The sequence below is a fragment of the Kitasatospora sp. MMS16-BH015 genome, from assembly GCF_002943525.1.
Classification (GTDB): Bacteria; Actinomycetota; Actinomycetes; order Streptomycetales; family Streptomycetaceae; genus Kitasatospora.
The window spans coordinates 3,515,899-3,540,822 of the sequence record NZ_CP025394.1 but is presented as its reverse complement, the minus strand read 5'-3'; the positions used below and the strand labels follow the sequence as shown (position 1 = coordinate 3,540,822).

20 protein-coding genes and 3 tRNA genes are annotated in these 24,924 nt (G+C 70.3%); 20 read left to right on the top strand and 3 right to left on the bottom strand.

Translation table 11 applies throughout. The features are described from left to right. Positions 1-1,257, bottom strand: coding sequence for a hydrolase (locus CFP65_RS15275; RefSeq protein ID WP_104816615.1), 1,257 nt, complete (start codon positions 1,255-1,257; stop codon positions 1-3). Positions 1,258-1,523: 266 nt separating this feature from the next. Here CFP65_RS15275 and CFP65_RS15270 point away from each other — a divergent pair. From CFP65_RS15270 to CFP65_RS15240, 7 genes are all read left to right on the top strand, one after another. Next, a tRNA-Thr gene (locus CFP65_RS15270) sits at positions 1,524-1,596 on the top strand. Between the two features lie 46 nt (positions 1,597-1,642). Continuing rightward, a tRNA-Met gene (locus tag CFP65_RS15265) sits at positions 1,643-1,715 on the top strand. 83 nt (positions 1,716-1,798) lie between these two features. Further along, positions 1,799-1,963, top strand: a complete 165-nt coding sequence (rpmG, locus tag CFP65_RS15260; protein ID WP_006604855.1) for a 50S ribosomal protein L33 — start codon at positions 1,799-1,801, stop codon at positions 1,961-1,963. A 107-nt stretch (positions 1,964-2,070) separates the two neighbouring features. Next, positions 2,071-2,529: a MaoC family dehydratase N-terminal domain-containing protein gene (locus tag CFP65_RS15255; protein ID WP_104816613.1), complete on the top strand. Its 459-nt coding sequence runs from the start codon at positions 2,071-2,073 to the stop codon at positions 2,527-2,529. 4 nt (positions 2,530-2,533) lie between these two features. Then, the gene (locus CFP65_RS15250; RefSeq protein ID WP_104816612.1) at positions 2,534-2,956 is read left to right on the top strand and encodes a MaoC family dehydratase; all 423 of its coding nucleotides are present in this window, start codon (positions 2,534-2,536) and stop codon (positions 2,954-2,956) included. Positions 2,957-3,010: 54 nt separating this feature from the next. After that, complete coding sequence (locus CFP65_RS15245) at positions 3,011-4,051, top strand: UDP-N-acetylmuramate dehydrogenase (RefSeq protein ID WP_104816611.1); 1,041 nt, start codon at positions 3,011-3,013, stop codon at positions 4,049-4,051. Between the two features lie 166 nt (positions 4,052-4,217). After that, positions 4,218-5,360, top strand: a complete 1,143-nt coding sequence (locus CFP65_RS15240) for an IS30 family transposase (protein ID WP_371682514.1) — start codon at positions 4,218-4,220, stop codon at positions 5,358-5,360. Between the two features lie 117 nt (positions 5,361-5,477). Here CFP65_RS15240 and CFP65_RS15235 read toward each other — a convergent pair whose 3' ends face one another. Next, positions 5,478-6,494, bottom strand: a complete 1,017-nt coding sequence (locus tag CFP65_RS15235) for an adenosine deaminase (RefSeq protein ID WP_174805536.1) — start codon at positions 6,492-6,494, stop codon at positions 5,478-5,480. Positions 6,495-6,585: 91 nt separating this feature from the next. Next, positions 6,586-7,821 (bottom strand): pyridoxal phosphate-dependent aminotransferase, encoded by a 1,236-nt coding sequence (locus CFP65_RS15230; protein ID WP_104816609.1) that lies wholly within the window; start codon positions 7,819-7,821, stop codon positions 6,586-6,588. A 189-nt stretch (positions 7,822-8,010) separates the two neighbouring features. On the opposite strand from CFP65_RS15230, the gene CFP65_RS15225 reads away from it, so the two are divergent. From CFP65_RS15225 to CFP65_RS15160, 13 genes are all read left to right on the top strand, one after another. Next, positions 8,011-8,083, top strand: a tRNA-Trp gene (locus CFP65_RS15225). Between the two features lie 151 nt (positions 8,084-8,234). After that, positions 8,235-8,594 (top strand): preprotein translocase subunit SecE, encoded by a 360-nt coding sequence (gene secE / locus CFP65_RS15220; protein WP_104816608.1) that lies wholly within the window; start codon positions 8,235-8,237, stop codon positions 8,592-8,594. A gap of 226 nt (positions 8,595-8,820) precedes the next feature. Continuing rightward, positions 8,821-9,741: a transcription termination/antitermination protein NusG gene (gene nusG / locus CFP65_RS15215; RefSeq protein WP_174805535.1), complete on the top strand. Its 921-nt coding sequence runs from the start codon at positions 8,821-8,823 to the stop codon at positions 9,739-9,741. Between the two features lie 172 nt (positions 9,742-9,913). Next, a complete protein-coding gene (gene rplK / locus CFP65_RS15210) occupies positions 9,914-10,348 on the top strand; it encodes a 50S ribosomal protein L11 (RefSeq protein WP_104816607.1) in 435 nt (144 codons plus the stop codon). Positions 10,349-10,425: 77 nt separating this feature from the next. Continuing rightward, positions 10,426-11,148 carry a 50S ribosomal protein L1 gene (rplA, locus tag CFP65_RS15205; RefSeq protein ID WP_104816606.1) on the top strand — a complete coding sequence of 241 codons (723 nt, stop codon included), beginning with the start codon at positions 10,426-10,428 and terminating at the stop codon, positions 11,146-11,148. 152 nt (positions 11,149-11,300) lie between these two features. Continuing rightward, positions 11,301-12,233, top strand: a complete 933-nt coding sequence (locus tag CFP65_RS15200) for a hypothetical protein (protein WP_104816605.1) — start codon at positions 11,301-11,303, stop codon at positions 12,231-12,233. Positions 12,234-12,385: 152 nt separating this feature from the next. Beyond that, positions 12,386-13,246: a hypothetical protein gene (locus tag CFP65_RS15195; protein ID WP_158702181.1), complete on the top strand. Its 861-nt coding sequence runs from the start codon at positions 12,386-12,388 to the stop codon at positions 13,244-13,246. A gap of 315 nt (positions 13,247-13,561) precedes the next feature. Beyond that, positions 13,562-14,125 (top strand): 50S ribosomal protein L10, encoded by a 564-nt coding sequence (gene rplJ / locus CFP65_RS15190; protein WP_104816603.1) that lies wholly within the window; start codon positions 13,562-13,564, stop codon positions 14,123-14,125. A gap of 91 nt (positions 14,126-14,216) precedes the next feature. Further along, on the top strand, positions 14,217-14,600 hold the full coding sequence (gene rplL / locus CFP65_RS15185) for a 50S ribosomal protein L7/L12 (protein WP_104816602.1): 384 nt from the start codon (positions 14,217-14,219) through the stop codon (positions 14,598-14,600). Between the two features lie 690 nt (positions 14,601-15,290). After that, the gene (rpoB, locus tag CFP65_RS15175) at positions 15,291-18,764 is read left to right on the top strand and encodes a DNA-directed RNA polymerase subunit beta (protein WP_104816601.1); all 3,474 of its coding nucleotides are present in this window, start codon (positions 15,291-15,293) and stop codon (positions 18,762-18,764) included. 103 nt (positions 18,765-18,867) lie between these two features. Then, positions 18,868-22,761, top strand: coding sequence for a DNA-directed RNA polymerase subunit beta' (locus tag CFP65_RS15170; RefSeq protein WP_104816600.1), 3,894 nt, complete (start codon positions 18,868-18,870; stop codon positions 22,759-22,761). A 241-nt stretch (positions 22,762-23,002) separates the two neighbouring features. Next, a complete protein-coding gene (locus CFP65_RS15165; protein WP_104816599.1) occupies positions 23,003-23,692 on the top strand; it encodes a DUF4097 family beta strand repeat-containing protein in 690 nt (229 codons plus the stop codon). A gap of 1 nt (position 23,693) precedes the next feature. Beyond that, the gene (locus CFP65_RS15160) at positions 23,694-24,914 is read left to right on the top strand and encodes a sensor histidine kinase (RefSeq protein WP_254552401.1); all 1,221 of its coding nucleotides are present in this window, start codon (positions 23,694-23,696) and stop codon (positions 24,912-24,914) included. Positions 24,915-24,924: the final 10 nt, after the last annotated feature.

Sequence of the window (24,924 nt, the reverse complement as noted above, 5' to 3'; positions counted from 1 at the left end):
CTACCCCGGCGAGCCCTGCCGGGGCAGGGCCAGGGCGACGGTGTCGGCGAACTCGCGGACGGCGCTGGTGCGGCTCACGATCCGGCCGCTGTGCACCACCAGGCGGCTGTGCCCGCCGGCCAGCGCGCCGGGCAGGCTGTCGCCCCGGACGGCGAGCAGTTCGGCGGGGAAGCCGGCGTCCACCCGGACCAGCGGCAGGCCGAGTGCGGCCCGGGCCTGGTTGGAGACGGCCTCGTAGGCCGCGTCCGGGCCGAGCGCCCCGGAGGCGGCCAGCAGGTAGGCGGCTTCCAGCGGGTCGGGGCGGCCGGCCGGGTTGGAGAGGTCGCGCAGGGCGCCGCTGCCGGCCGCGAGGGGCACCCGGGCCTCGGTCAACTCCCTTACCAGGGAAGGGCGCAGACCCGGCGCGAGCCCTTCCAGGCCGATACAGGAGCCGTTCTGCGGCAGGCAGACCAGCCGCATGCCGGCGGTGGCCAGCACGGTGGCGCCGCCCGGCGGGAGGGCCGAGCAGGGGCTGAGGGTGACCCGGGGGCGCAGCGGGGCGAGCGCCGCGGTGAGCCGGGCCAGCGCGACCGGGTCGGCGGCGGCGGTGTGCAGGTCGACCGGGCAGTCGGCCTCCCGGGCGGCCTCGAGCAGCACCTGCACGTACCCGACTGGATCCGGGTCGAGGTCGGGGCAGCCGCCGGCGGCGGTGGCGCCGAGCTTGAGCGCGTCCCGCAGCTGGGCCCGGCCGTCGGCCCCGGCCAGGCCGGTGAGCAGCCGGGGCATCGCGACGGCCTGGAGGTCGGCCAGGCCGCGCAGCGCCTGCCGGGCGGTGAGCACGGCCTCCAGGCGGCCGAGCCCGTGCACGTCGCCGATCCGAACGTGGGTGCGCTGGGCGGTGGCGCCGTAGCCGAGGGAGGTGAGTGCGGCCTCGGTGATCCGGCGGACGAGATCGGCCCGGGTCTCCGGGGGCGGGCTGGGCAGGGTGGCGGAGAAGGCGGAGTCGTAGTGGGCGTGCGGTTCGGCGGGGGCGGGCAGCAGGAGGTAGCCGCTGAGGTCGATCCGGGCGCCGGTGGTGGTGGTCGGGCCCCCGGGCAGGGCGGGCAGCGGTCCGAGGCTGCCGGAGGTGCCGACGGCCTGGATCCGGTCGCCGCTGATCCGCACGTCGACCACCCGGCCGTCGGCCAGCCGCGCTCCGGCGAGCAGCAGCACCGGCCCGTGGCCGAGCGGGTTGGGGGCGGGGCCCTGGTGCGGGCCGGGTGCACGGTCTGCGGTCATCGCCGGGCTCCTCGCTCTCCGGCGGACCCCGGGGGTGCCCCGGCGCCCGGACGGTCCCTTGGACCGACCGGTCGAGCCTAGGGGGATCCCGGGCGGGCCGCTCGGAAGGCGGCGGCGCGTCGCGCGAGGGGGATGCCGTCGCTTCGCAGGTCAGGTCGAACGACTGTCCTCGATCGGCTTGTCCGTTCGGGGGGCTGGCCTGCGATCTTCCGCGTCGGATACGGATTTCACCTCTGGCTCGGAACCGTGTAATGTCTTCCTCGTTCGCCCCTATAGCTCAGTCGGTAGAGCGTCTCCATGGTAAGGAGAAGGTCTGCGGTTCGATTCCGCATGGGGGCTCTGGTGAGCGGGTCTCGTCGCCTCGGCGGCGGGTGTCGATCATCTAAGCGGTGTAGCTCAGTTGGTAGAGCAAGCGGCTCATAATCGCTGTGTCACCGGTTCAAGTCCGGTCACCGCTACCCCGCGTAGTCGATCGGGAGGGGTTTCTCCCGATCGGCTACTCTTGTCGTGTTCTTATTCATTTGTCCAGGAAGGCACTCCCGTGGCTGCCACCGACGTCCGCCCGAAGATCACGCTGGCCTGCGTGGAGTGCAAGGAGCGGAACTACATCACCAAGAAGAACCGGCGTAACGACCCGGACCGTCTTGAGATGAAGAAGCACTGCCCGCGCTGCAACTCGCACACCGCGCACCGCGAGACCCGCTGACCCTCCAAGGGCTTCAACGGGCCTGTGTGACAAGGCCTTAAGCTCCAGCCCGCACCCCTTCACCGGGGAGCGGGCTGGAGCTTTTTTCGTATCCGAGGGAGTTGTTCATGCCGCTCGACCAGTCGTTCGTCGGCCGTACCTACCCACCCACCGCGCCGTACGAGGTGGGCCGCGAGAAGATCCGCGAGTTCGCCGTCGCGATCGGTGACGCCAACCCCGCGTACACCGACCAGGAGGCCGCCAAGGCGCTCGGCCACCCGGACGTGATCGCCCCGCCGACCTTCCCGTTCGTGATCACCTATCAGGCCGCCGCCCAGGTGGTGAACGACCCCGAGCTCGGCCTGGACTTCACCCGGGTCGTGCACGGCGACCAGAAGTTCGCCTACACCCGGGCCGTCCGGGCCGGCGACCGGCTGACCGTCAGCGTGACGATCGACTCGATCAAGTCGCTGGCCGGCAACGACGTGCTCTCCGTCCGCGGCGAGGTGCACGACGAGAGCGGCGAGCACGTGGTGACGTCCGTCATGACGCTGGTGGCCCGGGCCGCCGACCAGGCAGGGGAGTAGAACGATGGCGATCAGCTACGACGAGGTCGAGGTCGGCACCGAGCTGCCCGCGCAGAGCTTCCCCGTGACGCGCGCCACGCTGGTCCGCTACGCCGGTGCCTCCGGTGACTTCAACCCGATCCACTGGAACGAGCAGTTCGCGCTCGAGGTCGGTCTGCCGAACGTCATCGCGCACGGCATGTTCACCATGGCCGAGGCCGCCCGCGTGGTCACCGACTGGGTCGGCGACCCGTCCGCCGTGGTCGAGTACGGCGTCCGCTTCACCCGCCCGGTGACGGTGCCCAACGACGCGACCGGCTCGGTGATCGAGGTCACCGGCAAGGTCGCCGCCAAGCTGGACGACCAGAAGGTCCGGGTCGACCTGACCGCCACCTTCGAGGGCCAGAAGGTGCTCGGCATGTCCCGCGCGGTGGTCAGGCTCGGCTGACCGGCGAGCGGTGCGGGGGCGGGGCCACGGTGCCGCCCCCGTACGCTGGAGCGCGTGCATGTAGAACACGACGCCCCGCTGGCCCAGCTGACCACCCTCCGGCTCGGTGGGCCGGCCCGCCGTCTGGTGACGGCGGTGACGGACGAAGAGATCATCGCCACCGTGGCCGAGGCCGATGCGGCGGGCGAGCCGCTGCTGGTGATCGGCGGCGGCTCCAACCTGGTGATCGGCGACGCCGGGTTCGACGGCACCGTGCTGCGGGTGGCCACCACCGGCTTCGCGCTGGCGGGCACCCGGCTGGAGCTGGCGGCCGGCGAGGTCTGGGCGAGCGCCGTGGAGCGCACCGTCGAGGCCGGCCTGGCCGGGATCGAGTTCCTGGCGGGCATCCCCGGCTCGGCCGGGGCCACCCCGGTGCAGAACGTCGGCGCGTACGGCCAGGAGGTGGCGAGCACGGTCACCGAGGTGGTCGCCTACGACCGCCGCGAGCGGCAGACCGTGACGCTGAGCGGGGCCGAGTGCGAGTTCTCCTACCGGCACAGCCGGTTCAAGGCGGAGCCCGAGCGGTACGTGGTGCTGCGGGTGCGGTTCGCGCTGGAGGACGCGGGCGGGCTCTCCTCGCCGGTCAAGTACGCGGAGGTCGCGCGCACGCTCGGCGTCGAGGCCGAGGGCCGGGTCGACCTGCGGCAGGCGTACGACACGGTGCTGAAGCTGCGGGCGGGCAAGGGCATGGTGCTCGACCCGGCGGACCACGACACCTGGTCCGCCGGATCCTTCTTCACCAACCCGGTGCTCGACCCCGAGCAGTACGCGGCCTTCGCGGCCCGCCTCGACGGCCGCACCGCCCCGCTCTACCCGGCGCCCGACGGCCGCACCAAGACCTCCGCCGCCTGGCTGATCGACCAGGCCGGCTTCACCAAGGGCTACGGCACTGGCCCGGCCACCCTCTCCACCAAGCACACCCTCGCCCTCACCAACCGCGGCACCGCCACCACGGCCGACCTGCTGGCCCTGGCCCGCGAGATCCGCGAGGGCGTCCGCGAGGCTTTCGGCGTGGAGCTGGTGAACGAGCCGGTCACCGTTGGTGTAGAGCTGTAGTTGCACCTCCCAGGGGCGCGGGGAACTGCTTGGGTTCTAGGAGTCGTTGCAACACCCCAGTTCAGGGGATGCGATGGACTTCGAGATCCGTGGCAACCGCAGACCGCAGGGTCGGCGGAAGCTGCTGCGGGAGCGGGCGGCATACTCCCGGCTCGTGCAGCAGGGCGTGAGCAACACCGAGGCATGCCGGATCGTCGGCGTCGACCGCAGGACCGGCCAGAAGTGGCGTAACGGGCGCAAGCCGACCGGCACCCAGCGCACGGCGCCGGCTCCCCTCGACCTCGACGGGAAGCCGGCGCCGCCGACCGGGCCGGCAGGGCGGTCACGGTTCCTGACCGAGGCGGAACGGATCCACATCGCCGACCGGCTGCGGGAGAAGGCCACCGTCCGGGCAATCGCCGCGGAACTCGGCCGCAGCCCGTCCACCGTCAGCCGGGAGATCACCCGCAACGCCCACCCGGTCAGCGGCGCCTACCGCCCGCACGCGGCCCAGGCCCGCGCGAACGCCCGCCGGCCCCGCCCCAAACCGCGCAAGATCGGGCAGACTCCCGAGCTGCGGGACTTCATCCAGCACCTCCTGGACCTGAGGTGGAGCCCGGAGCAGATCTGCCAGGCTCTACGGGAAACCTTCCCCGACCGGCCGGAGATGCACGTGGCTGTCGAAACCGTCTACCAGACCCTCTACCTCCAGGGCCGGGGCGAGTTGCGCCGCGAGGTCGCCGCCGCCCTGCGCACCGGCCGGGCCCGGCGGATCCCGCACCGGCAGGCCGCCACCCGCCGCCCCCGCTTCGCCCACCCCATGGTCATGATCAGCGAACGCCCCGCGGAGGCGGACGACCGGGCCGTCCCCGGCCACTGGGAGGGCGACCTGATCATCGGCAAGGACGGCGCCTCGGCGATCGGCACCCTGGTCGAGCGCGCCACCCGCTACGTCATGCTCCTGCACCTCCCGGCCGGCCGCGGCGCCGAACAGGTCCGCGACGCCCTCGTGGCGACCGTCCAGACCCTGCCCGCCCACCTCAGGCGGTCCCTGGCCTGGGACCAGGGCGCCGAGATGGCCCGGCACGCCGACTTCACGATCGCCACCGACGTCCCGGTCTACTTCTGCGACCCCGCCAGCCCCTGGCAGCGCGGCTCCAACGAGAACACCAACGGCCTGCTCCGCCAGTACTTCCCCAAGGGCACCGACCTGTCCGTCCACAGCCCCGAACACCTGGCCGCCGTCGCCGCCCAACTCAACGGCCGCCCACGCAAAACGCTCGACTGGGACACCCCAGCCGAGCGCCTGCATAAACTCCACACGGCCTAGACAACCAACCACGTGTTGCAACGACCGCTAGAAACCACCCTGCGCGACCAGGGCCCTACGAAGGTGCACGGTTGCGCGCGCCGTTCCCCGCGCCCCTGAAGTGGTTGCCCTGAGCGGTCAGGCCAGCCATGCGTCGATGTCCGCCAGCATGGCCTTCCGCACGTCCTCCGGCGCCCGCGTCGCCCGGACGGACTGCCGGGCCAGCTCGGCGAGCTCGGCGTCGCTGAAGCCGTGCACCTCGCGCGCCAGCGTGTACTGGGCGGCCAGGCGGGAGCCGAACAGCAGGGGGTCGTCGGCGCCGAGTGCGATCGGGACGCCGGCCTCGAAGAGGCGGCGCAGCGGGACGTCCTGGGCGCGCTCGTAGACGCCCAGGGAGACGTTCGAGGAGGGGCAGACCTCGCAGGTGACCTGGCGGTCGGCCAGGCGCTGCATCAGGCGGTCGTCCTCGGCGGCCCGGACGCCGTGGCCGATCCGGCCGGCGCCGAGGTCGTCCAGGCAGTCGCGGACGGAGTCGGGGCCGGCCAGTTCGCCGCCGTGCGGGGCGGCCAGCAGGCCGCCGCGGCGGGCGATGGCGAAGGCGCGGTCGAAGTCGCGGGCCAGGCCGCGGCGTTCGTCGTTGGAGAGGCCGAAGCCGATCACGCCCTGGTCGGCGTAGCGGACGGCCAGCCGGGCCAGCGTGCGGGCGTCCATCTCGGATTTCATCCGGTTCGCGGCGACCAGCACCCGGATGCCGACCCCGGTGGCCTCGGAGGCCACCTTGACGGCGTCCAGGACGAGCTCGAGGGCGGGGATGAGCCCGCCGAGCCGGGGGGCGTAGGAGGTCGGGTCGACCTGGATCTCCAGCCAGCGGGAGCCGTCGGCGGCCTCGTCCTCGGCCGTCTCCAGGACCAGCCGGCGGATGTCGGACTCGTCGCGCAGCACCGACCGGGCGGTGTCGTAGAGCCGCTGGAAGCGGAACCAGCCGCGTTCGTCGGTGGCGTCCAGCTGCTGGGGCTGACCGGAGGCCAGCGCCTCGGGCAGGCGGACGCGGTGCTTCGCCGCCAGTTCGAGCAGGGTGGTGGGCCGCATCGAGCCGGTGAAGTGCAGGTGCAGATGGGCCTTCGGGAGGGCGCGGACATCGCGAAGCAGTTCCATTGACCGATCCTGCCGCATCCGGACGGCAAATGAGAACCGCCCCTGTCAGGTCCCTCGTAAGGGTGACAGGGGCGGCCGGGTCGAGGAGCCGTCAGTCGCGGGCCTCGGCCAGCAGCTTCTGCATCCGGCCGACGCCCTCGGCGAGGTCGGCGTCGCCCAGCGCGTAGGAGAGGCGCAGGTAGCCCGGGGTGCCGAAGGCCTCACCGGGGACGACCGCGACCTCGGCCTCGTCCAGGATCAGGGCGGCGAGCTCGGCCGAGGTCTGCGGGCGCTTGCCGCGGATCTCCTTGCCCAGCAGGCCCTTGACCGAGGGGTAGGCGTAGAACGCGCCCTGCGGCTCGGGGCAGAAGACGCCCTCGATCTCGTTGAGCATCCGCACGATGGTCCGGCGGCGGCGGTCGAAGGCGGTCTTCATCTCCTCGACGGCCGAGAGGTCACCGGAGACGGCAGCCAGCGCGGCGGCCTGGGCCACGTTGGAGACGTTGGAGGTGGCGTGCGACTGGAGGTTGGCGGCCGCGGCCACCACGTCCTTGGGGCCGATCATCCAGCCCACCCGCCAGCCGGTCATCGCGTAGGTCTTGGCCACGCCGTTGACCACGATGCACTTGTCGGCCAGCTCGGGCAGCAGGGCCGGCAGCGAGGTGAAGGTGGCGTCGCCGTAGACCAGGTGCTCGTAGATCTCGTCGGTGAGCACCCAGAGGCCGTGCTCCAGGGCCCAGCGGCCGATCGCCTCGGCCTCGGCCTCGGTGTAGACCGCGCCGGTCGGGTTCGAGGGGGAGACGAAGAGGACGACCTTGGTGTTCTCGGTGCGGGCGGCCTCCAGCTGCTCCACCGAGACCTTGTAGCCGGTGGTCTCGTCGGCGACCACCTCGACCGGCACACCGCCCGCGAGCTGGATCGACTCGGGGTAGGTGGTCCAGTACGGGGCCGGGACGATGACCTCGTCGCCCGGGTCGAGGATCGCGGCGAAGGCGTTGTAGATCGCCTGCTTGCCGCCGTTGGTGACCAGCACCTGGGAGGCGTCCACCTGGTAGCCCGAGTCGCGCAGCGTCTTGGCGGCGATGGCGGCCTTCAGCTCCGGCAGGCCGCCGGCCGGGGTGTAGCGGTGGTACTTCGGGTCCTGGCAGGCGGCCACGGCGGCGTCGACGATGTAGCCCGGGGTCGGGAAGTCGGGCTCGCCGGCGCCGAAGCCGATCACGGGGCGACCGGCCGCCTTGAGGGCCTTGGCCTTGGCGTCCACCGCGAGGGTGGCGGATTCGGCGATCGCACCGATCCGGGCCGAGACACGACGGTCGGAAGGACGGGGGGCGGGGGTGGAAGCGCTCATACCTGCATCGTCCCAGAGAGCACGCGCGGCCAGCACCGGGGTTTCAGGATGTGGTTCGACCAAACCCCGGAGAATCCCGTACACTCACTGCTCGATGGCTCCCGAAGTGCGGCTCCACCCGACGCGTACATCACGCCGAGGCCCGGATGCTGTAGGTTGGTGGTCATCTCCGGAGCCGCAAAGCTCCGTAGGGCAATAGCTCAATTGGTAGAGCACCGGTCTCCAAAACCGGCGGTTGGGGGTTCAAGTCCCTCTTGCCCTGCTGCTTGATCCGTACCGAGCCCGTTCGCTCCACAGAGCGAGCGGGCTTGATGCGGAGAGGGCCAAAAACCGCACTGCTTTCGCCGGAGCGCTCGTGCCCCCACAGGTACGTAGGCGACGCCTCGGCAGGACCCGGATTCAGGTGAGGACGAGTGACGGAGACCACGGGCTCCACCGCAACGCCTGAGAGCGGCAACTCCGCCGCAGGCGTGAACGACGCGGTCCCTGCCGACGCCGAGGAGAACCTCTCCCGCCGCGACCGCAAGCGGGCCAACAGGGCCGCCGGCGGCGACGGCGCGAAGGGCGGCAAGCGCGCCAAGAAGAGCGTCTTCGCTCGGGCCGCGCTGTTCTACCGCCAGATCATCGCCGAGCTCCGCAAGGTCGTCTGGCCGACGCGCAGCGAGCTCGTCCAGTACTCCAGTGTGGTCGTGACCTTCGTCGTCGTGATCATGGCCATCGTGGCCGGCATGGACTACGGACTCTCCAAGCTCAGCCTGCTGATCTTCGGCTGAGCCGGGCCCCCTCGTCGGGCCCCTCGCATCAAGCTTTCACCCTCGACCCGGGTTGCCACCAGACACCTTCTGGCGGAGCCCGGGTCGAGCTGTCTGCGCGGACCGGATGAGGCCAGTACCGTTGACTCGGTACTGTTGAGTCAACCGAGTCGCGTCCGCGCGTGCCCCCCAGCTCGCCGGCGGCCCGGGGCCGTTCCATCTACATCCCAGGAAAGAAGCAGCCACAGTGTCTGAGTCCCCCCTGTACGACGCCGACGAGACCGTCCGCGAGGCGGATGTCGCCGCCGAGCTGGACGCGGCTGAGGCTGCTGACGCCGAGGCGGCCGAGCAGATCATCGACGGCGCGGACGCCGATGAGGACGAGATCGAGGCTGCGGACGAGGCGTTCGAGCCGGCCGAGGAGGCCGCGCTGCACGTCGAGGACGAGACCGAGGACGTCGAGGACGAGGACGTCGCCGCCGACGAGACCGAGGAGGAGGCAGCCGAGTCCGAGGACGAGGCCGCCGCCGAGGTCGAGACCGTCGAGGAGCCCGAGGTCGAGGTCGACCCGGTCGCCGAGTTCCGCGAGAAGCTGCGCACCGCGCCGGGCGAGTGGTACGTCATCCACACCTACGCGGGCTACGAGAACCGGGTCAAGCAGAACCTGGAGCAGCGCGCGATCTCCCTCGACGTCGAGGACCGCATCTTCCAGGCCGAGGTGCCGCAGGAGGAGGTCGTCCAGATCAAGAACGGCGACCGCAAGACGATCCGCCAGAACAAGCTGCCCGGCTACGTGCTGGTCCGCCTCGACCTGGACGCCGAGTCCTGGGGCGTCGTCCGCAACACCCCGGGTGTCACCGGCTTCGTGGGCAACGCCTACGACCCGTACCCGCTGACCCTGGACGAGGTCGTCAAGATGCTCGCCCCGGACGTGGAGCGCCAGGCCGCCCGCGAGGCCGGCAAGGCCAACCCGGTCCGCCCGGTCGAGGTCCAGGTGCTCGACTTCGAGGTCGGCGACTCGGTCACCGTCACCGATGGTCCGTTCGCCACCCTGCAGGCGACCATCAACGAGATCAACCCGGACTCGAAGAAGGTCAAGGGCCTGGTCGAGATCTTCGGCCGCGAGACCCCGGTCGAGCTCTCCTTCGACCAGATCCAGAAGAACTAGCCCGAGCTAGTACAAGGCTTCGGATCGAGGGTGGGGCGATGGCCCCACCCTCAATCCGTTTTGGTCCAGCGGCGCATCCGCGTTAGCCTGGGCGGATGTGTGCCGTACGACCGGGTGTCGCTCCGGTCCGGTACGCATCAACACCCACCTCTCAGAAGGACCCGGAGAGAGCATGCCTCCCAAGAAGAAGAAGGTCACTGGGCTTATCAAGCTCCAGATCAAGGCTGGTGCGGCCAACCCCGCTCCGCCGGTCGGCCCCGCGCTCGGTCAGCACGGCGTCAACATCATGGAGTTCTGCAAGGCCTACAACGCCGCGACCGAGTCGCAGCGCGGCATGATCGTGCCGGTGGAGATCACGGTCTACGACGACCGTTCCTTCACCTTCATCACGAAGACGCCGCCGGCCGCGCGCCTCATCCTGAAGGCCGCGGGCATCGAGAAGGGCTCCTCCGAGCCGCACAAGACCAAGGTGGCCAAGCTCAGCGCCGCCCAGGTCCGTGAGATCGCCGAGCTCAAGATGCCCGACCTGAACGCCAACGACGTGGCCGCCGCCGAGAAGATCATCGCCGGCACCGCCCGTTCCATGGGCATCACCGTCGAGGGCTGACAGCCTCCCGTCATCACCCCCGTGGGAGGGCCGAGCGCCGGCCCACACCACAACTCCATTCACCTTCAGGAGAAGCAGTGAAGCGCAGCAAGGCTCTGAAGGCCGCGGACGTCAAGGTCGACCGCAGCCGCACCTACGCTCCCCTCGAGGCCATCCGCCTCGCCAAGGAGACCTCCACCACCAAGTTCGACGGCACCGTCGAGGTCGCCATGCGTCTGGGCGTCGACCCGCGCAAGGCCGACCAGATGGTCCGCAGCACCGTGATCCTCCCGCACGGCACCGGTAAGACCGCTCGGGTCCTGGTCTTCGCGACCGGCGAGCGTGCCGAGGCCGCGCGTGCTGCGGGCGCCGACATCGTCGGCTCCGACGAGCTCATCGACGAGGTCGCCAAGGGCCGTCTGGACTTCGACGCCGTCGTCGCCACCCCGGAGCTCATGGGCAAGGTCGGCCGCCTCGGCCGCGTGCTCGGCCCCCGTGGCATGATGCCGAACCCGAAGACCGGCACCGTGACCCCGGACACCGCCAAGGCGGTCAACGAGATCAAGGGCGGCAAGATCGAGTTCCGCGTCGACAAGCACTCGAACCTGCACTTCATCATCGGGAAGACCTCCTTCTCCGACGAGCAGCTGGTCGAGAACTACGCCGCCGCGCTCGACGAGGTCCTCCGGGCCAAGCCGGCCGCCGCCAAGGGCCGCTACATCAAGAAGACCGCCGTCTCCACCACGATGGGCCCCGGCATCCAGGTCGACCCGAACCGCACCCGCAACCTCCTGGTCGAGGAGGACCCGGCCGCCCTCTGAGCCTGAGGCTCGGATTCGGTAGTCGAGTCCCGCGACCGACGGGCCCGTACCCCCTCCATCGGGGGTACGGGCCCGTCGGCGTTCCCGGGTAGAGTCCGCAGCCAGTGGCCGAACAGCGGGTGTGGGGGTCTGTGGTGCGTACGGTGCGAGTGGTGTCGGCCCTGCTGGCCGCGGGGCTGCTGGCGGCCTGCGGCAGCGGCGGCGGGTCGACGGCGGCGAAGGGCGACCAGGCGGCCGGCGGGGCGAGCCCCTCGGTGCGGGCCGGTGCCACGACCGGCGGAGCCCCGACCGGCGCGGCGCCCGCCACCGGGTCGGGCGCCCCCGGTACGGCACCCGCCACGGCCCCCGGTTCGACCGCCGCGCCGATCCCGGGGCTGGCGGAGAAGGCGCCCAAGGAGCTGCTGCTGGCCTCGGCCACCGTGATGCAGCAGGCGGGCAGCGCCAAGCTCACCATGACCGGCACCAGCGCGGAGGCGGGCGGCACCGGCGCGTACAGCTGGAAGGCGCCCGCCGCCTTCGAGCTGAGCCTCAACACGCCGGAGGGGCCCGGCAAGCTGCTGGTCACCGCCGACCAGCTCTACCTGGGCGTGGACGAGGAGACGGCGGCCGGCTTCGGCGGCAAGCACTGGCTCAAGCTGGACACCAAGTCGGCCGGCCAGGGCGCCCCGGGCGGTGAGGACGCCGGCTCGCTCACCGCGATGCTGCAGACCCTCAACCCGGCCGTGCAGCTCACCGCCAACGCGCTCGGCGGCAAGCTCAGCAAGGTCGGCAGCGAGCAGGTCGGCGGGGCGAGCACCGTGCACCTGCGCAGCGAGCTGCCGGTGGAGGCGCTGGTCGCCGGCATGCCGGGCCTGAGCGACCAGCTCAAGCAGCTGGTCACCGCGACCCTGAAGAAGAACCGCCCGAGCGTGACCACCGACTTCTGGATCAACGGCGGGGGCGAGCTGGTCCAGCAGAGCAGCGACAACGTGGGCAACGGCAGCAAGGAGCCGGTGACGGTCGGCTACACCGCGCTCGGCAGCGCGCCGCAGGTGACGGCCCCGGCCGCCGGCGACGTGATGGACTTCGCCGACATGCTCAAGTAGCCGCAGCCGCAGCCGCAGCCGCAGCCGCAGCCGCAGCCGCAGCCGCAGCCGTAGCCGCAGCCGTAGCCGCAGCCGCCACCGGACCGGCCCCCGCTTCGGCCCTGCCGCGCGGGCGTGGCAGGGTGGTGCTCCGGAGCGAGGAGGCGCGTGTGGTGCGGCGGCAGGTACGGGCGGGCGCCTGGGTGGCCCTGGTGGCGGCGGTGGCGACGGCCTGCTCCAGCGCCGCCGACCCCAAGCCCGGCGCCGAGCGGCGGCCCTCGGCCACGGCCGGTTTGAGCACCGCCTCCCCGGAAGCCACCCCAACCGACCGCTCCCCGCACGGGGTGCTGCTCTCGGCCGAGCTGGCCGCGCACACCGACCGCCGGGCCCGCTACAGCTGCCTGCTCGGCGGCACCGCGGCCACCGGCATGCTGTTCTGGGCGCCCAAGACCGTGCTCCAGTTCCAGCGCACCGGCTCCACCGAGCAGGCCGTGGTGCTCGACACCACCGCCTACCTCGGCGGCGACCAGGCCACCGCCGCCCGGCTGGGCGGCCGGCACTGGGAGCGGTTCTCCGCCCCGGCGGGCCCGGACGGTCAGCGCGAGGTGCCGTACGCGGGCCTGGTCGACCGGCTCAACCCGGTGGTCGCGCTCGCCGCCGCCACCGCGGTGGAGGCCCCCGAGCTGCTGGGGGAGGAGAAGCTGGGCGAGACCACCGCCCACCACTACCGGGTCGCCACCACCGTCACGGCGTACGTGGCGGCGCAGACCCAGCTCCCCGCGCCCCGCCGGGAGGCCCTGCGCGCCGCCCTGTCGGCCGGAGGGGTGAGCAGGCTGACCCTCGACCTCTGGCTGGGCGACAAGGACGAGCTGCTCCAGCTCCGCCGCACCGGCAGCGGCCCCACCGGCAAGCTGGACGACACCGTCCGCTACAGCGAGTACGCCGGTGCCACCCTCTCGGTGCTGGCCCCGGCCGAGGCCGACACCACGGACGGCGGCGGCCGGCCCCTGCCGGACCTGCTCGGCAGGGGCTGATTTGGTGCGACGGTACCCGTCGGGTACGGTAGTCGAAGCCAAAGACCGCTGGTTGTCGCGCTGTCCCGCAAGGGCTGGCCGACCGAAGGATCTGCGCTTCGTCGCAGGCAGCCCGCGCAGGAGTGTTTGGAGCTTGGACTTCCGGTCCGCACGGTTCTGCCGTGAGGCCGTCGAGGTCACTTAGAGCCCCGTGCGCCTGCGCACCGGGGCTCTCACTGTTTTGCAGGGGCTTCCTTCGCCTGGTGTGTCCGAGGTGGGAATGGTCGACACTCGCGGTCGGCCCGACTTCTACATCACGGAAGGAGGCGTACGCCTATGGCTAGGCCCGACAAGGCTGCAGACGTTGCGCAGATCACGGACAAGTTCCGTGCGTCCAGCGCGGCCGTGCTGACCGAGTACCGCGGTCTGACGGTGAAGCAGCTCAAGACGCTTCGCCGCTCGCTCGGTGAGAACGCCGAGTACGCCGTGGTGAAGAACACGCTGACCAAGATTGCGGCCAACGAGGCCGGGATCGACACGCTGGACGACCTGTTCGCCGGTCCGACGGCTGTCGCCTTCGTCACCGGTGACCCGGTGGAGTCGGCCAAGGCTCTGCGTGACTTCGCCAAGGAGAACCCCGCTCTCGTCATCAAGGGCGGTGTCCTTGACGGCAAGGCGCTGTCCGCCGACGAGATCAAGAAGCTCGCGGACCTCGAGTCCCGCGAGGTTCTGCTCGCCAAGCTGGCGGGTGCCCTGAAGGCCAAGCCCTCGCAGGCTGCCGCGGTCTTCCAGGCCCTGCCGTCGAAGCTCGTCCGCACCGTGGACGCGCTGCGCGACAAGGTCGAGCAGGGCGGTGCCGGTACGCCGGCTCCCGCCGCCGAGGACGCCGCGGCCGAGTAATTCGGCCGAGGCTCACCCCTCGCAGCGGGCCTGCGCCCGCCAACCCCATACCTACCGGCACCACCTGCCGATTTAGTGGAAGGACGCCATCATGGCGAAGCTCACCCAGGACGAGCTGCTCGAGCAGTTCGAGGGCATGACCCTCATCGAGCTCTCCGAGTTCGTCAAGGCCTTCGAGGAGAAGTTCGACGTCACCGCGGCTGCCCCGGTTGCCGTTGCCGCCGCCGGTGGCGCTGCTGTCGCCGCCGAGGCCGTTGAGGAGCAGGACGAGTTCGACGTCATCCTCGATGGCGCCGGTGACAAGAAGATCCAGGTCATCAAGGAGGTGCGCGCCCTCACCTCCCTCGGCCTGAAGGAGGCCAAGGACCTCGTCGACACCGCTGGTGCCAAGGTTCTCGAGAAGGTCGCCAAGGACGTTGCCGAGAAGGCCAAGGCCCAGCTCGAGGGCGCCGGCGCCAAGGTCACCGTCAAGTGACTTCCTGCCCCCTCTGAGGGGGCTTGAGGTTCTCCTCGCGAGTTCCTCGTGGCCGGGTCGGCCACCCTTCGGGGTGGCCGGCCCGGCCTTTTTGCGTTCCCCGGCCCGGGCCCCTCCGGGTGCCCCGGTCCGGGTACCGACCGGGCCGGGCGGCGGATCCGGACTTTGTCAGTCCGGGCGGCTCGGTGCTCGGCCGCTGTCGGTACGGCCGGGTATGGTGATCGCTGTCGCCACGGTGGCTCCCACCACGGGTTCTGTAACGCGGAGGGGGCCGGCGGCGATGTACGGAGCGAGGTCCACGGTTCGGCCGGGCCTTGACGAACGACCTGGGGAGCGCGATTCTCAAAGCGCGCGCCCCACGTCTCGGTGGCCTTCCGGTCGGTGCGGCCCTGGATGCATATTCAGGGCCCCGACAGGGAAGTGACACCTCGTGAGGTTGCGGCGGCCCGGGCTCGGCCCGGGTCGACGGTTGTGCGAGGAAGGGGTGTCCGATTCGGTCTCCGAATCAGGGCTTGTCAGCAGTGTGCCTTTTGGCTACACTGTCCCTTTGCGCTGCCTGTTAACTGCTCCGTGACTCGTCGCCCGGAGTGGTCGCTGCCCTGACCTGGTGTTTTCCCTCCGGAGATCCCCTCGGCAAGGCCCGGCCGGTACGCGCGTAGTGAGCTCCGAGCCCTCGGAAGGACCCCCCTCTTGGCCGCGCCGCGCAACGCCTCGAACAACGCCAATTCCACCGCCCCGCTCCGCGTCTCCTTCGCGAAGATCAAGGAGCCCCTCGAGGTCCCGAACCTCCTCGCCCTGCAGACCGAGAGCTTCGACTGGCTGCTCGGCAACGCGGCCTGGAAGTCCCGGGTCGAGGCGGCCCTGGAGAGTGGTCAGGACGTCCCCACCAAGTCCGGTCTGGAGGAGATCTTCGAAGAGATCTCCCCGATCGAGGACTTCAGTGGGTCGATGTCGCTGACCTTCCGCGACCACCGTTTCGAGCCGCCGAAGAACTCCATTGACGAGTGCAAGGACCGCGACTTCACGTACGCGGCCCCGCTCTTCGTCACCGCCGAGTTCACCAACAACGAGACCGGTGAGATCAAGTCTCAGACGGTCTTCATGGGCGATTTCCCGCTCATGACCCACAAGGGCACGTTCGTGATCAACGGCACCGAGCGTGTCGTCGTCTCGCAGCTGGTCCGCTCCCCGGGCGTGTACTTCGACTCCACCCTGGACAAGGTGTCCGACAAGGACATCTACTCCTGCAAGGTCATCCCCTCGCGTGGTGCCTGGCTGGAGATGGAGATCGACAAGCGCGACATGGTCGGTGTCCGCATCGACCGCAAGCGCAAGCAGTCGGTCACCGTCCTGCTCAAGGCCCTCGGCTGGACCAACGAGATGATTCTCGAGGAGTTCGGCGAGTACGAGTCGATGCGCGCCACCCTGGAGAAGGACCACACCCAGGGCCAGGACGACGCGCTCCTGGACATCTACCGCAAGCTGCGCCCCGGCGAGCCGCCGACCCGCGAGGCCGCGCAGACGCTGCTGGAGAACCTGTACTTCAACCCGAAGCGCTACGACCTCGCGAAGGTCGGCCGCTACAAGGTGAACCGCAAGCTGGGCAACGCCGAGTCCCTGGACTCCGGCGTGCTCACCGAGCCGGACATCATCGGCGCGATCAAGTACCTGGTGAAGCTGCACGCCGGCGAGACCGAGTGGCGTGACGGCGAGAGCCGCGACATCGTGGTCGAGGTCGACGACATCGACCACTTCGGCAACCGTCGCCTCCGCAACGTCGGCGAGCTGATCCAGAACCAGGTCCGTACGGGTCTCGCCCGTATGGAGCGCGTCGTTCGCGAGCGCATGACCACCCAGGACGTCGAGGCGATCACGCCGCAGACCCTGATCAACATCCGGCCGGTCGTCGCCTCCATCAAGGAGTTCTTCGGCACCAGCCAGCTGTCGCAGTTCATGGACCAGACCAACCCGCTCTCCGGTCTGACCCACAAGCGTCGTCTCTCCGCCCTCGGCCCCGGTGGTCTCTCCCGTGAGCGCGCCGGCTTCGAGGTCCGAGACGTGCACCCCTCGCACTACGGCCGCATGTGCCCCATCGAGACCCCCGAAGGCCCGAACATCGGTCTGATCGGCTCGCTGGCCTCGTACGGCCGGGTCAACGCGTTCGGTTTCATCGAGACCCCGTACCGCAAGGTGATCGACGGTGTCGTGACCGAGCAGGTCGACTACCTCACCGCCGACGAGGAGGACCGCTACGTCATCGCGCAGGCCAACGCCCCGCTGACGGCTGAGCTGACCTTCGCCGAGCCGCGTGTCCTGGTCCGCCGTCGTGGCGGCGAGATCGACTACATCCCGGGCACCGAGATCGACTACATGGACGTCTCGCCGCGCCAGATGGTGTCGGTCGCGACCGCCATGATCCCCTTCCTCGAGCACGACGACGCCAACCGCGCGCTCATGGGCTCCAACATGATGCGTCAGGCGGTGCCGCTGCTGAAGAGCGAGGCTCCGCTGGTCGGCACCGGCATGGAGTACCGCTGTGCGGTCGACGCCGCCGACGTGATCGTGGCCGAGAAGGCCGGTGTCGTCCAGGAGGTCTCGGCCGACTACGTCACCGTGGCGAACGACGACGGCACGTACACCACGTACCGCGCCGCCAAGTTCACCCGCTCCAACCAGGGCACCGCCTTCAACCAGAAGGTGCTCGTCGACGAGGGCTCCCGCGTCGAGGTCAACCAGGTGCTGGCCGACGGCCCCTGCACCGACGAGGGCGAGATGGCCCTCGGCAAGAACCTCCTCGTGGCGTTCATGTCCTGGGAGGGTCACAACTACGAGGACGCGATCATCCTGTCGCAGCGCCTCGTGCAGGACGACGTCCTCTCCTCGATCCACATCGAGGAGCACGAGGTCGACGCCCGTGACACCAAGCTGGGCCCCGAGGAGATCACCCGGGACATCCCGAACGTCTCCGAGGAGGTCCTCGCCGACCTCGACGAGCGCGGCATCATCCGGATCGGTGCGGACGTCGTCACCGGCGACATCCTGGTCGGCAAGGTCACGCCCAAGGGTGAGACCGAGCTGACCCCGGAGGAGCGCCTGCTCCGCGCGATCTTCGGTGAGAAGGCCCGTGAGGTCCGCGACACCTCGCTGAAGGTGCCGCACGGTGAGTCCGGCAAGGTCATCGGCGTCCGCGTCTTCGACCGCGAAGAGGGCGACGAGCTGCCCCCGGGCGTGAACCAGCTGGTCCGCGTCTACGTGGCCCAGAAGCGCAAGATCACCAACGGTGACAAGCTCGCCGGCCGCCACGGCAACAAGGGTGTCATCTCCAAGATCCTCCCGGTCGAGGACATGCCCTTCCTCGCCGACGGCACCCCGGTCGACATCATCCTCAACCCGCTGGGTGTCCCGTCCCGAATGAACCCGGGACAGGTCCTGGAGATCCACCTCGGGTGGCTCGCCAAGCAGGGTTGGGACGTCTCCGGCCTGGCCGACGAGTGGGCCCAGCGCCTGCAGGCGATCGGCGCCGACAACGTCACCGGCGGCACCAACCTCGCCACCCCCGTCTTCGACGGTGCGCGCGAGGACGAGATCACCGGCCTGCTGGACAACACCACCCTCACCCGTGACGGTGAGCGCCTGGTGAACTCCACCGGCAAGGCCCGCCTGTTCGACGGCCGCTCCGGCGAGCCGTTCCCGATGCCGGTCTCGGTCGGCTACATGTACATCCTCAAGCTGCACCACCTGGTCGACGACAAGCTGCACGCCCGTTCGACCGGTCCGTACTCGATGATCACCCAGCAGCCGCTCGGTGGTAAGGCGCAGTTCGGTGGTCAGCGATTCGGTGAGATGGAGGTGTGGGCCCTCGAGGCGTACGGCGCTGCCTACGCCCTGCAGGAGCTGCTCACCATCAAGTCCGATGACGTCCTCGGCCGCGTGAAGGTCTACGAGGCCATCGTCAAGGGCGAGAACATCCCCGAGCCCGGCATTCCCGAGTCCTTCAAGGTGCTCATCAAGGAAATGCAGTCGCTCTGCCTCAACGTGGAGGTGCTGTCCTCGGACGGCTCGTCCATCGAGATGCGGGACTCCGACGAGGACGTGTTCCGCGCGGCCGAGGAGCTCGGCATTGACCTGTCCCGGCGCGAGCCGAGCAGCGTCGAAGAGGTCTGACGGAGGCCGGGCCGGCTCTCACCCTTGAGAGCCGGCCCAGCCCCCAGGCCCCCCTCAGACCAACAGACAGACTCTCGATTCACGAAAGAGGGCTTGACGACCAGTGCTTGACGTCAACTTCTTCGACGAGCTCCGCATCGGCCTGGCCACCGCCGACGACATCCGCCAGTGGTCCCACGGCGAGGTCAAGAAGCCGGAGACCATCAACTACCGCACCCTGAAGCCGGAAAAGGACGGGCTCTTCTGCGAGAAGATCTTCGGCCCCACCCGGGACTGGGAGTGCTACTGCGGTAAGTACAAGCGCGTCCGCTTCAAGGGCATCATCTGCGAGCGCTGCGGCGTCGAGGTCACTCGCGCCAAGGTCCGCCGCGAGCGGATGGGCCACATCGAGCTGGCCGCCCCGGTCACCCACATCTGGTACTTCAAGGGTGTCCCGTCGCGTCTGGGTTACCTCCTCGACCTTGCTCCCAAGGACCTCGAGAAGGTCATCTACTTCGCCGCCTACATGATCACCTGGGTGGACGACGAGCGTCGCCAGCGCGACCTCCCGTCCCTGGAGGCGCACGTCTCGGTCGAGCGCCAGCAGATCGAGAACCGTCGCGACTCCGACCTGGAGAACCGCGCCAAGAAGGCCGAGACCGACCTCGCCGAGCTGGAGGCCGAGGGCGCCAAGGCCGACGTGCGCCGCAAGGTGCGCGAGGGTGCCGAGCGCGAGATGAAGCAGCTGCGCGACCGCGCGCAGCGCGAGCTCGACCGCCTCGACGAGGTGTGGGCCCGCTTCAAGAACCTCAAGGTCCAGGACCTCGAGGGCGACGAGCTGCTCTACCGCGAGCTGCGCGACCGCTTCGGCACGTACTTCTCCGGCTCGATGGGTGCCGCGGCCCTCAAGGACCGCCTGGAGACCTTCGACCTGGCCGAGGAGTCCGAGCGCCTGCGCGAGATCATCCGCAGCGGCAAGGGCCAGAAGAAGACCCGTGCGCTCAAGCGCCTCAAGGTCGTCTCCGCGTTCCTGCAGACCACCAACAAGCCCAACGGCATGGTGCTGGACTGCGTCCCGGTCATCCCGCCGGACCTGCGTCCGATGGTGCAGCTGGACGGTGGCCGCTTCGCGACCTCCGACCTGAATGACCTGTACCGCCGCGTGATCAACCGCAACAACCGCCTGAAGCGGCTTCTCGACCTCGGCGCGCCCGAGATCATCGTCAACAACGAGAAGCGCATGCTCCAGGAGGCGGTCGACGCCCTCTTCGACAACGGCCGTCGTGGTCGCCCCGTCACGGGCCCCGGCAACCGTCCGCTGAAGTCCCTCAGCGACATGCTGAAGGGCAAGCAGGGTCGTTTCCGCCAGAACCTGCTCGGCAAGCGAGTCGACTACTCCGCCCGTTCGGTCATCGTCGTCGGCCCGCAGCTCAAGCTGCACCAGTGCGGTCTGCCGAAGGCCATGGCGCTGGAGCTCTTCAAGCCGTTCGTGATGAAGCGCCTGGTCGACCTGAACCACGCGCAGAACATCAAGTCGGCCAAGCGCATGGTCGAGCGCGCCCGCCCGGTCGTGTGGGACGTCCTCGAAGAGGTCATCGCCGAGCACCCGGTGCTGCTGAACCGTGCGCCCACCCTGCACCGCCTCGGCATTCAGGCCTTCGAGCCCCAGCTGGTCGAGGGCAAGGCCATCCAGATCCACCCGCTCGTCTGCACCGCGTTCAACGCGGACTTCGACGGTGACCAGATGGCCGTCCACCTGCCGCTCTCCGCGGAGGCGCAGGCCGAGGCCCGCATCCTGATGCTGTCCTCGAACAACATCCTGAAGCCGGCCGACGGTCGCCCCGTCACCATGCCGACCCAGGACATGGTGCTCGGTCTGTTCTTCCTCACCTCGGACCGCGAGGAGGTGAAGGGCGCCGGCCGCTCCTTCTCCTCCACCGCCGAGGCGATCATGGCCTTCGACGCCCGCGAGCTGGACGTCCAGGCCCCGATCTCGCTCCGCCTGCCGATCGGCACCGTGCCGCCCCGCGGCTGGACCGTGCCGGTGGACGAGGACGGTCAGCCGGCCTGGTTCGAGGGCGAGTCCTTCCGCCTGGACACCACCCTGGGCCGCGCGCTCTTCAACGAGCTGCTGCCCGAGGACTACCCGTTCGTCGACTACGAGGTGGGCAAGAAGCAGCTCTCCGCGATCGTCAACGACCTGGCGGAGCGCTACCCCAAGGTCGTCGTCGCGGCGACCCTGGACAACCTGAAGGCGGCCGGCTTCCACTGGTCGACCCGCTCGGGCGTCACCGTCTCCATCTCGGACGTCGTCGTGCCGCCGAGCAAGCCGCAGATCCTCGAGGGCTACGAGGCCCAGGCCGAGAAGGTGCAGCGCCAGTACGAGCGCGGCCTGATCACCAACGAGGAGCGCAAGAGCGAGCTCATCGGCATCTGGACCCGCGCGACCAACGAGGTCGCCGAGGCGATGAACGCGAACTTCCCGAAGACGAACCCCATCTTCATGATGGTCGACTCGGGTGCTCGTGGAAACATGATGCAGATGCGTCAGATCGCCGGTATGCGTGGTCTGGTGTCCAACGCGAAGAACGAGACCATCCCGCGACCCATCAAGGCGTCGTTCCGTGAGGGTCTCTCCGTGCTGGAGTACTTCATCTCCACCCACGGTGCCCGTAAGGGTCTCGCGGACACCGCCCTCCGTACCGCCGACTCCGGCTACCTCACCCGTCGTCTGGTCGACGTCTCCCAGGACGTCATCATTCGCGAGGAGGACTGCGGCACCGAGCGCGGCCTGAAGCTGGCGATCGGCACCGTCGGTGCCGACGGCGTCCTGCGCAAGACGGACGACGTCGAGACCAGCGTCTACGCCCGCATGCTCGCCGAGGACATCACGGTGGACGGCAAGCTCCTTGCCACCGCCAACACCGACCTCGGTGACGTGCTGATCGACGAGCTGATCCGCCACGGCATCGCCGAGGTCAAGACCCGCTCGATCCTGACCTGTGAGTCGGCCGTCGGCACCTGTGCCTTCTGCTACGGCCGCTCGCTGGCCACCGGCAAGCTGGTCGACATCGGTGAGGCGGTCGGCATCATTGCCGCCCAGTCCATCGGTGAGCCCGGCACCCAGCTGACCATGCGTACCTTCCACACCGGTGGTGTGGCCGGTGACGACATCACCCAGGGTCTGCCCCGTGTCGTCGAGCTCTTCGAGGCCCGCACCCCCAAGGGTGTGGCCCCGATCTCCGAGGCCGACGGCCGCGTGCGGATCGAGGACACCGAGAAGACCCGCAAGATCGTCATCACGCCGGACGACGGCACCGACGAGATCGCCTACCCGGTCTCCAAGCGTGTCAAGCTGCTGGTCTCCGAGGGCGAGGCGGTCGCGGTCGGCCAGAAGCTGACCATGGGTGCGACCAACCCGCACGACGTCCTGCGCATCATGGGCCAGCGTGCCGTCCAGATCCACCTGGTGGCCGAAGTCCAGAAGGTCTACAACTCGCAGGGCGTGTCGATCCACGACAAGCACATCGAGATCATCATCCGGCAGATGCTCCGCCGCGTGACGATCATCGAGTCGGGCGACGCCGAGCTGCTCCCGGGCGAGCTCGTCGAGCGCGGCCGCTTCGAGACCGAGAACCGTCGTGTGGTCTCCGAGGGCGGTCACCCCGCCTCCGGCCGTCCGCAGCTGATGGGTATCACCAAGGCCTCGCTGGCCACCGAGTCCTGGCTGTCGGCCGCCTCCTTCCAGGAGACGACCCGGGTGCTCACCGACGCGGCGATCCACGCCAAGTCGGACCCGCTCCTTGGCCTCAAGGAGAACGTCATCCTCGGTAAGCTCATCCCGGCCGGTACGGGTCTGCCCCGCTACCGCAACATCCGGGTCGAGCCGACCGAGGAGGCCAAGGCCGCGATGTACTCGGCCGTCGGCTACGACGACTACGACCTGTCGCCCTTCGGCACCGGCTCCGGCCAGGCCGTCCCGCTGGACGACTACGACTACGGCCCGTACACCGGCTGAGTCCCTGCTTGATCCGCCAGGGCGGTCACCCCTCACGGGGTGGCCGCCCTGCGGCGTTCCCACCCTTGGCCCGAAAGGGCCGTTCGTGCAGGCGGACCACCGCTTCCCCTCGGCACCCTGACTCCCTCCTGAGGGGGAGGCGGGTAAACCGCCCGGGCGGGGGAGTCGGGGTGAGGGGGGTGGCGGGCAGGATTCTCGGTGTCCGGGGAGGCCGGGCGGAGAACGAGCAGGGGGTACGGGGATGAGCGGGTTCAAGCGGGTGCTGGGTGCGGCGGCGATCACGGGGGCGGTGCTGTTCGGGATGTCGGGGTGCTTCCTGAGCGACGACCGGCAGCACGAGGACGTCAGCTACGGGGTGGGGGAGGCGGTGAAGACGCTGGTGGTGCGGAGCGACACGGGGGACGTGAAGGTCACCGGCGGCGGGACGGCCGTGCAGGTCACCGAGCACCGCAGCTACCGGGACGAGCAGCCGGACGCGACCCACGCCACGGCCGCCGACGGCACGCTGACCCTCGGGTACAGCTGCCCGGACCACGACTGCGCGGTGGGGTACGAGGTGAAGGTGCCGGCGGGCACGGTGGTCCGGGTGGTGGCCGGCACCGGCTCGGTGCAGCTGGCCGGGCTGAAGGCCGAGGTGGACGCCCGCACCGAGACCGGCAGCATCCACGCCGGCGAGCTGGCCGGGGCGAAGGCCAGCCTGAGCAGCCAGACCGGCGACGTCTCGGCGACCTTCACCGGCGATGTCAGCGAGGTGCACGGCAGCACCGAGACCGGCAGCATCCGGCTGAAGCTGCCGACCGCCGCCGCCTACCAGGTGAACGCCAAGGCGCAGACCGGCAACGTCAACGTCGGCGTCCGGCAGGACCCTGCCGCCACCCGGACCGTCACCGCCACCACCCAGACGGGCGACGTCACCGTCACGGGGGCCTGAGGTGCCCGCCGACCTGCGGGTACGGCAGGATCTGCTCCCGGGGGCGGGCCGGCCGCCCGAGCCGGAGGGGGCGGACGTGGACTGGGCGCGGCGATGGGCGAGACCCCGGGGCGTCAGCCCGTACGTGGCGGACGGGCTGCTGGCGCTGCTCTCGGCGGTGGTCTCGGTCTGGGCGGTCTTCCACGACAGCGGCTGGCCCTGGTGGACCTACCTGCTGGCGGTGAGCACCGCCCTGCCGATGCCCTGGCGGCGCCGGGCCCCGGCGCTGGTGCTGCTGCTCTGCGGCCTGCCCGCGCTGGTGCTCTCGGTGGTGGCGCACAACGCGCAGCCGCAGGTCGAGCTCTACATGGTGATCGGCATCTACACCGTGGCCGACCGGGCCGAGGAGTGGCAGCGCTGGAGCACACTGGCCGCCCTGGTGGTGGCGAACGTGCTCGGCACGTACTCGATCAACGGGATGCTGTTCAGCCTGATGATGTCGGTGGGCAGCTTCGTCTTCGGCACCCTGGTGCGGCAGAACCGCCGGCTGGCCGCGCTGGAGCGGGAGCGGGCGCACGAGCTGGGGCTGCGCGCCGCCAGCGACGCGGCCCGGGCGGTGGCCGAGGAGCGCGGGCGGATCGCCCGCGAGATGCACGACATCCTGGCGCACGCCGTCTCGCTGATGGTGATCCAGGCCGAGGCGGGCCCGGTGGTGGTGCGCAGCGACCCGGACCGGGCGGTCCGCGCCTTCGACACCATCGCCGACTCCGGGCGGGACGCCATGGTGCAGCTGCGCCGGGTGCTCGGGGTGCTCAAGACGGAGGACGCGGGCCCGCAGCTGGCGCCGCAGCCGAAGCTGGCCGAGCTGGCGGGGGTGGCCGAGCGGGTGCGCGGGGCCGGGATCGAGGTCGATCTCGATCTTCGACTGGAGGGGCAGCGTACGATGCCCCCGGACGTGGAGACGGCGGCGTACCGGATCGTCCAGGAGGCGCTGACCAACACGGTCAAGCACTCCGGGGCCGGCCGGGTGAGCGTCCGCCTCACCCGTACGGGGGAGGCGCTGGAGGTCGCCGTCGCCGACGACGGCCCGGGCGGTGCCCGGGCCCGTGGCGCCGGGTGGTCCGGCGGGCGCGGGCTGGTCGGCGTCCGGGAACGGGCGGCCGCCTGCGGCGGCCAGGCCTGGGCCGGGCCGCGCGAGGACGGCGAGGGATTCCTGGTGAGCGCGAAGCTGCCACTGGGCTGACACGGGGGTT

Coding starts and splice junctions, on each gene's coding strand:
- CFP65_RS15275 (WP_104816615.1), bottom strand. CDS start 1,257: ATGACCGCAGACCGTGCACCCGGCCCGCACCAGGGCCCCGCCCCCAAC.
- CFP65_RS15255 (WP_104816613.1), top strand. CDS start 2,071: ATGCCGCTCGACCAGTCGTTCGTCGGCCGTACCTACCCACCCACCGCG.
- CFP65_RS15250 (WP_104816612.1), top strand. CDS start 2,534: ATGGCGATCAGCTACGACGAGGTCGAGGTCGGCACCGAGCTGCCCGCG.
- CFP65_RS15235 (WP_174805536.1), bottom strand. CDS start 6,494: ATGGAACTGCTTCGCGATGTCCGCGCCCTCCCGAAGGCCCATCTGCAC.
- CFP65_RS15230 (WP_104816609.1), bottom strand. CDS start 7,821: ATGAGCGCTTCCACCCCCGCCCCCCGTCCTTCCGACCGTCGTGTCTCG.
- rplK (WP_104816607.1), top strand. CDS start 9,914: ATGCCTCCCAAGAAGAAGAAGGTCACTGGGCTTATCAAGCTCCAGATC.
- rplJ (WP_104816603.1), top strand. CDS start 13,562: ATGGCTAGGCCCGACAAGGCTGCAGACGTTGCGCAGATCACGGACAAG.
- rplL (WP_104816602.1), top strand. CDS start 14,217: ATGGCGAAGCTCACCCAGGACGAGCTGCTCGAGCAGTTCGAGGGCATG.
- CFP65_RS15165 (WP_104816599.1), top strand. CDS start 23,003: ATGAGCGGGTTCAAGCGGGTGCTGGGTGCGGCGGCGATCACGGGGGCG.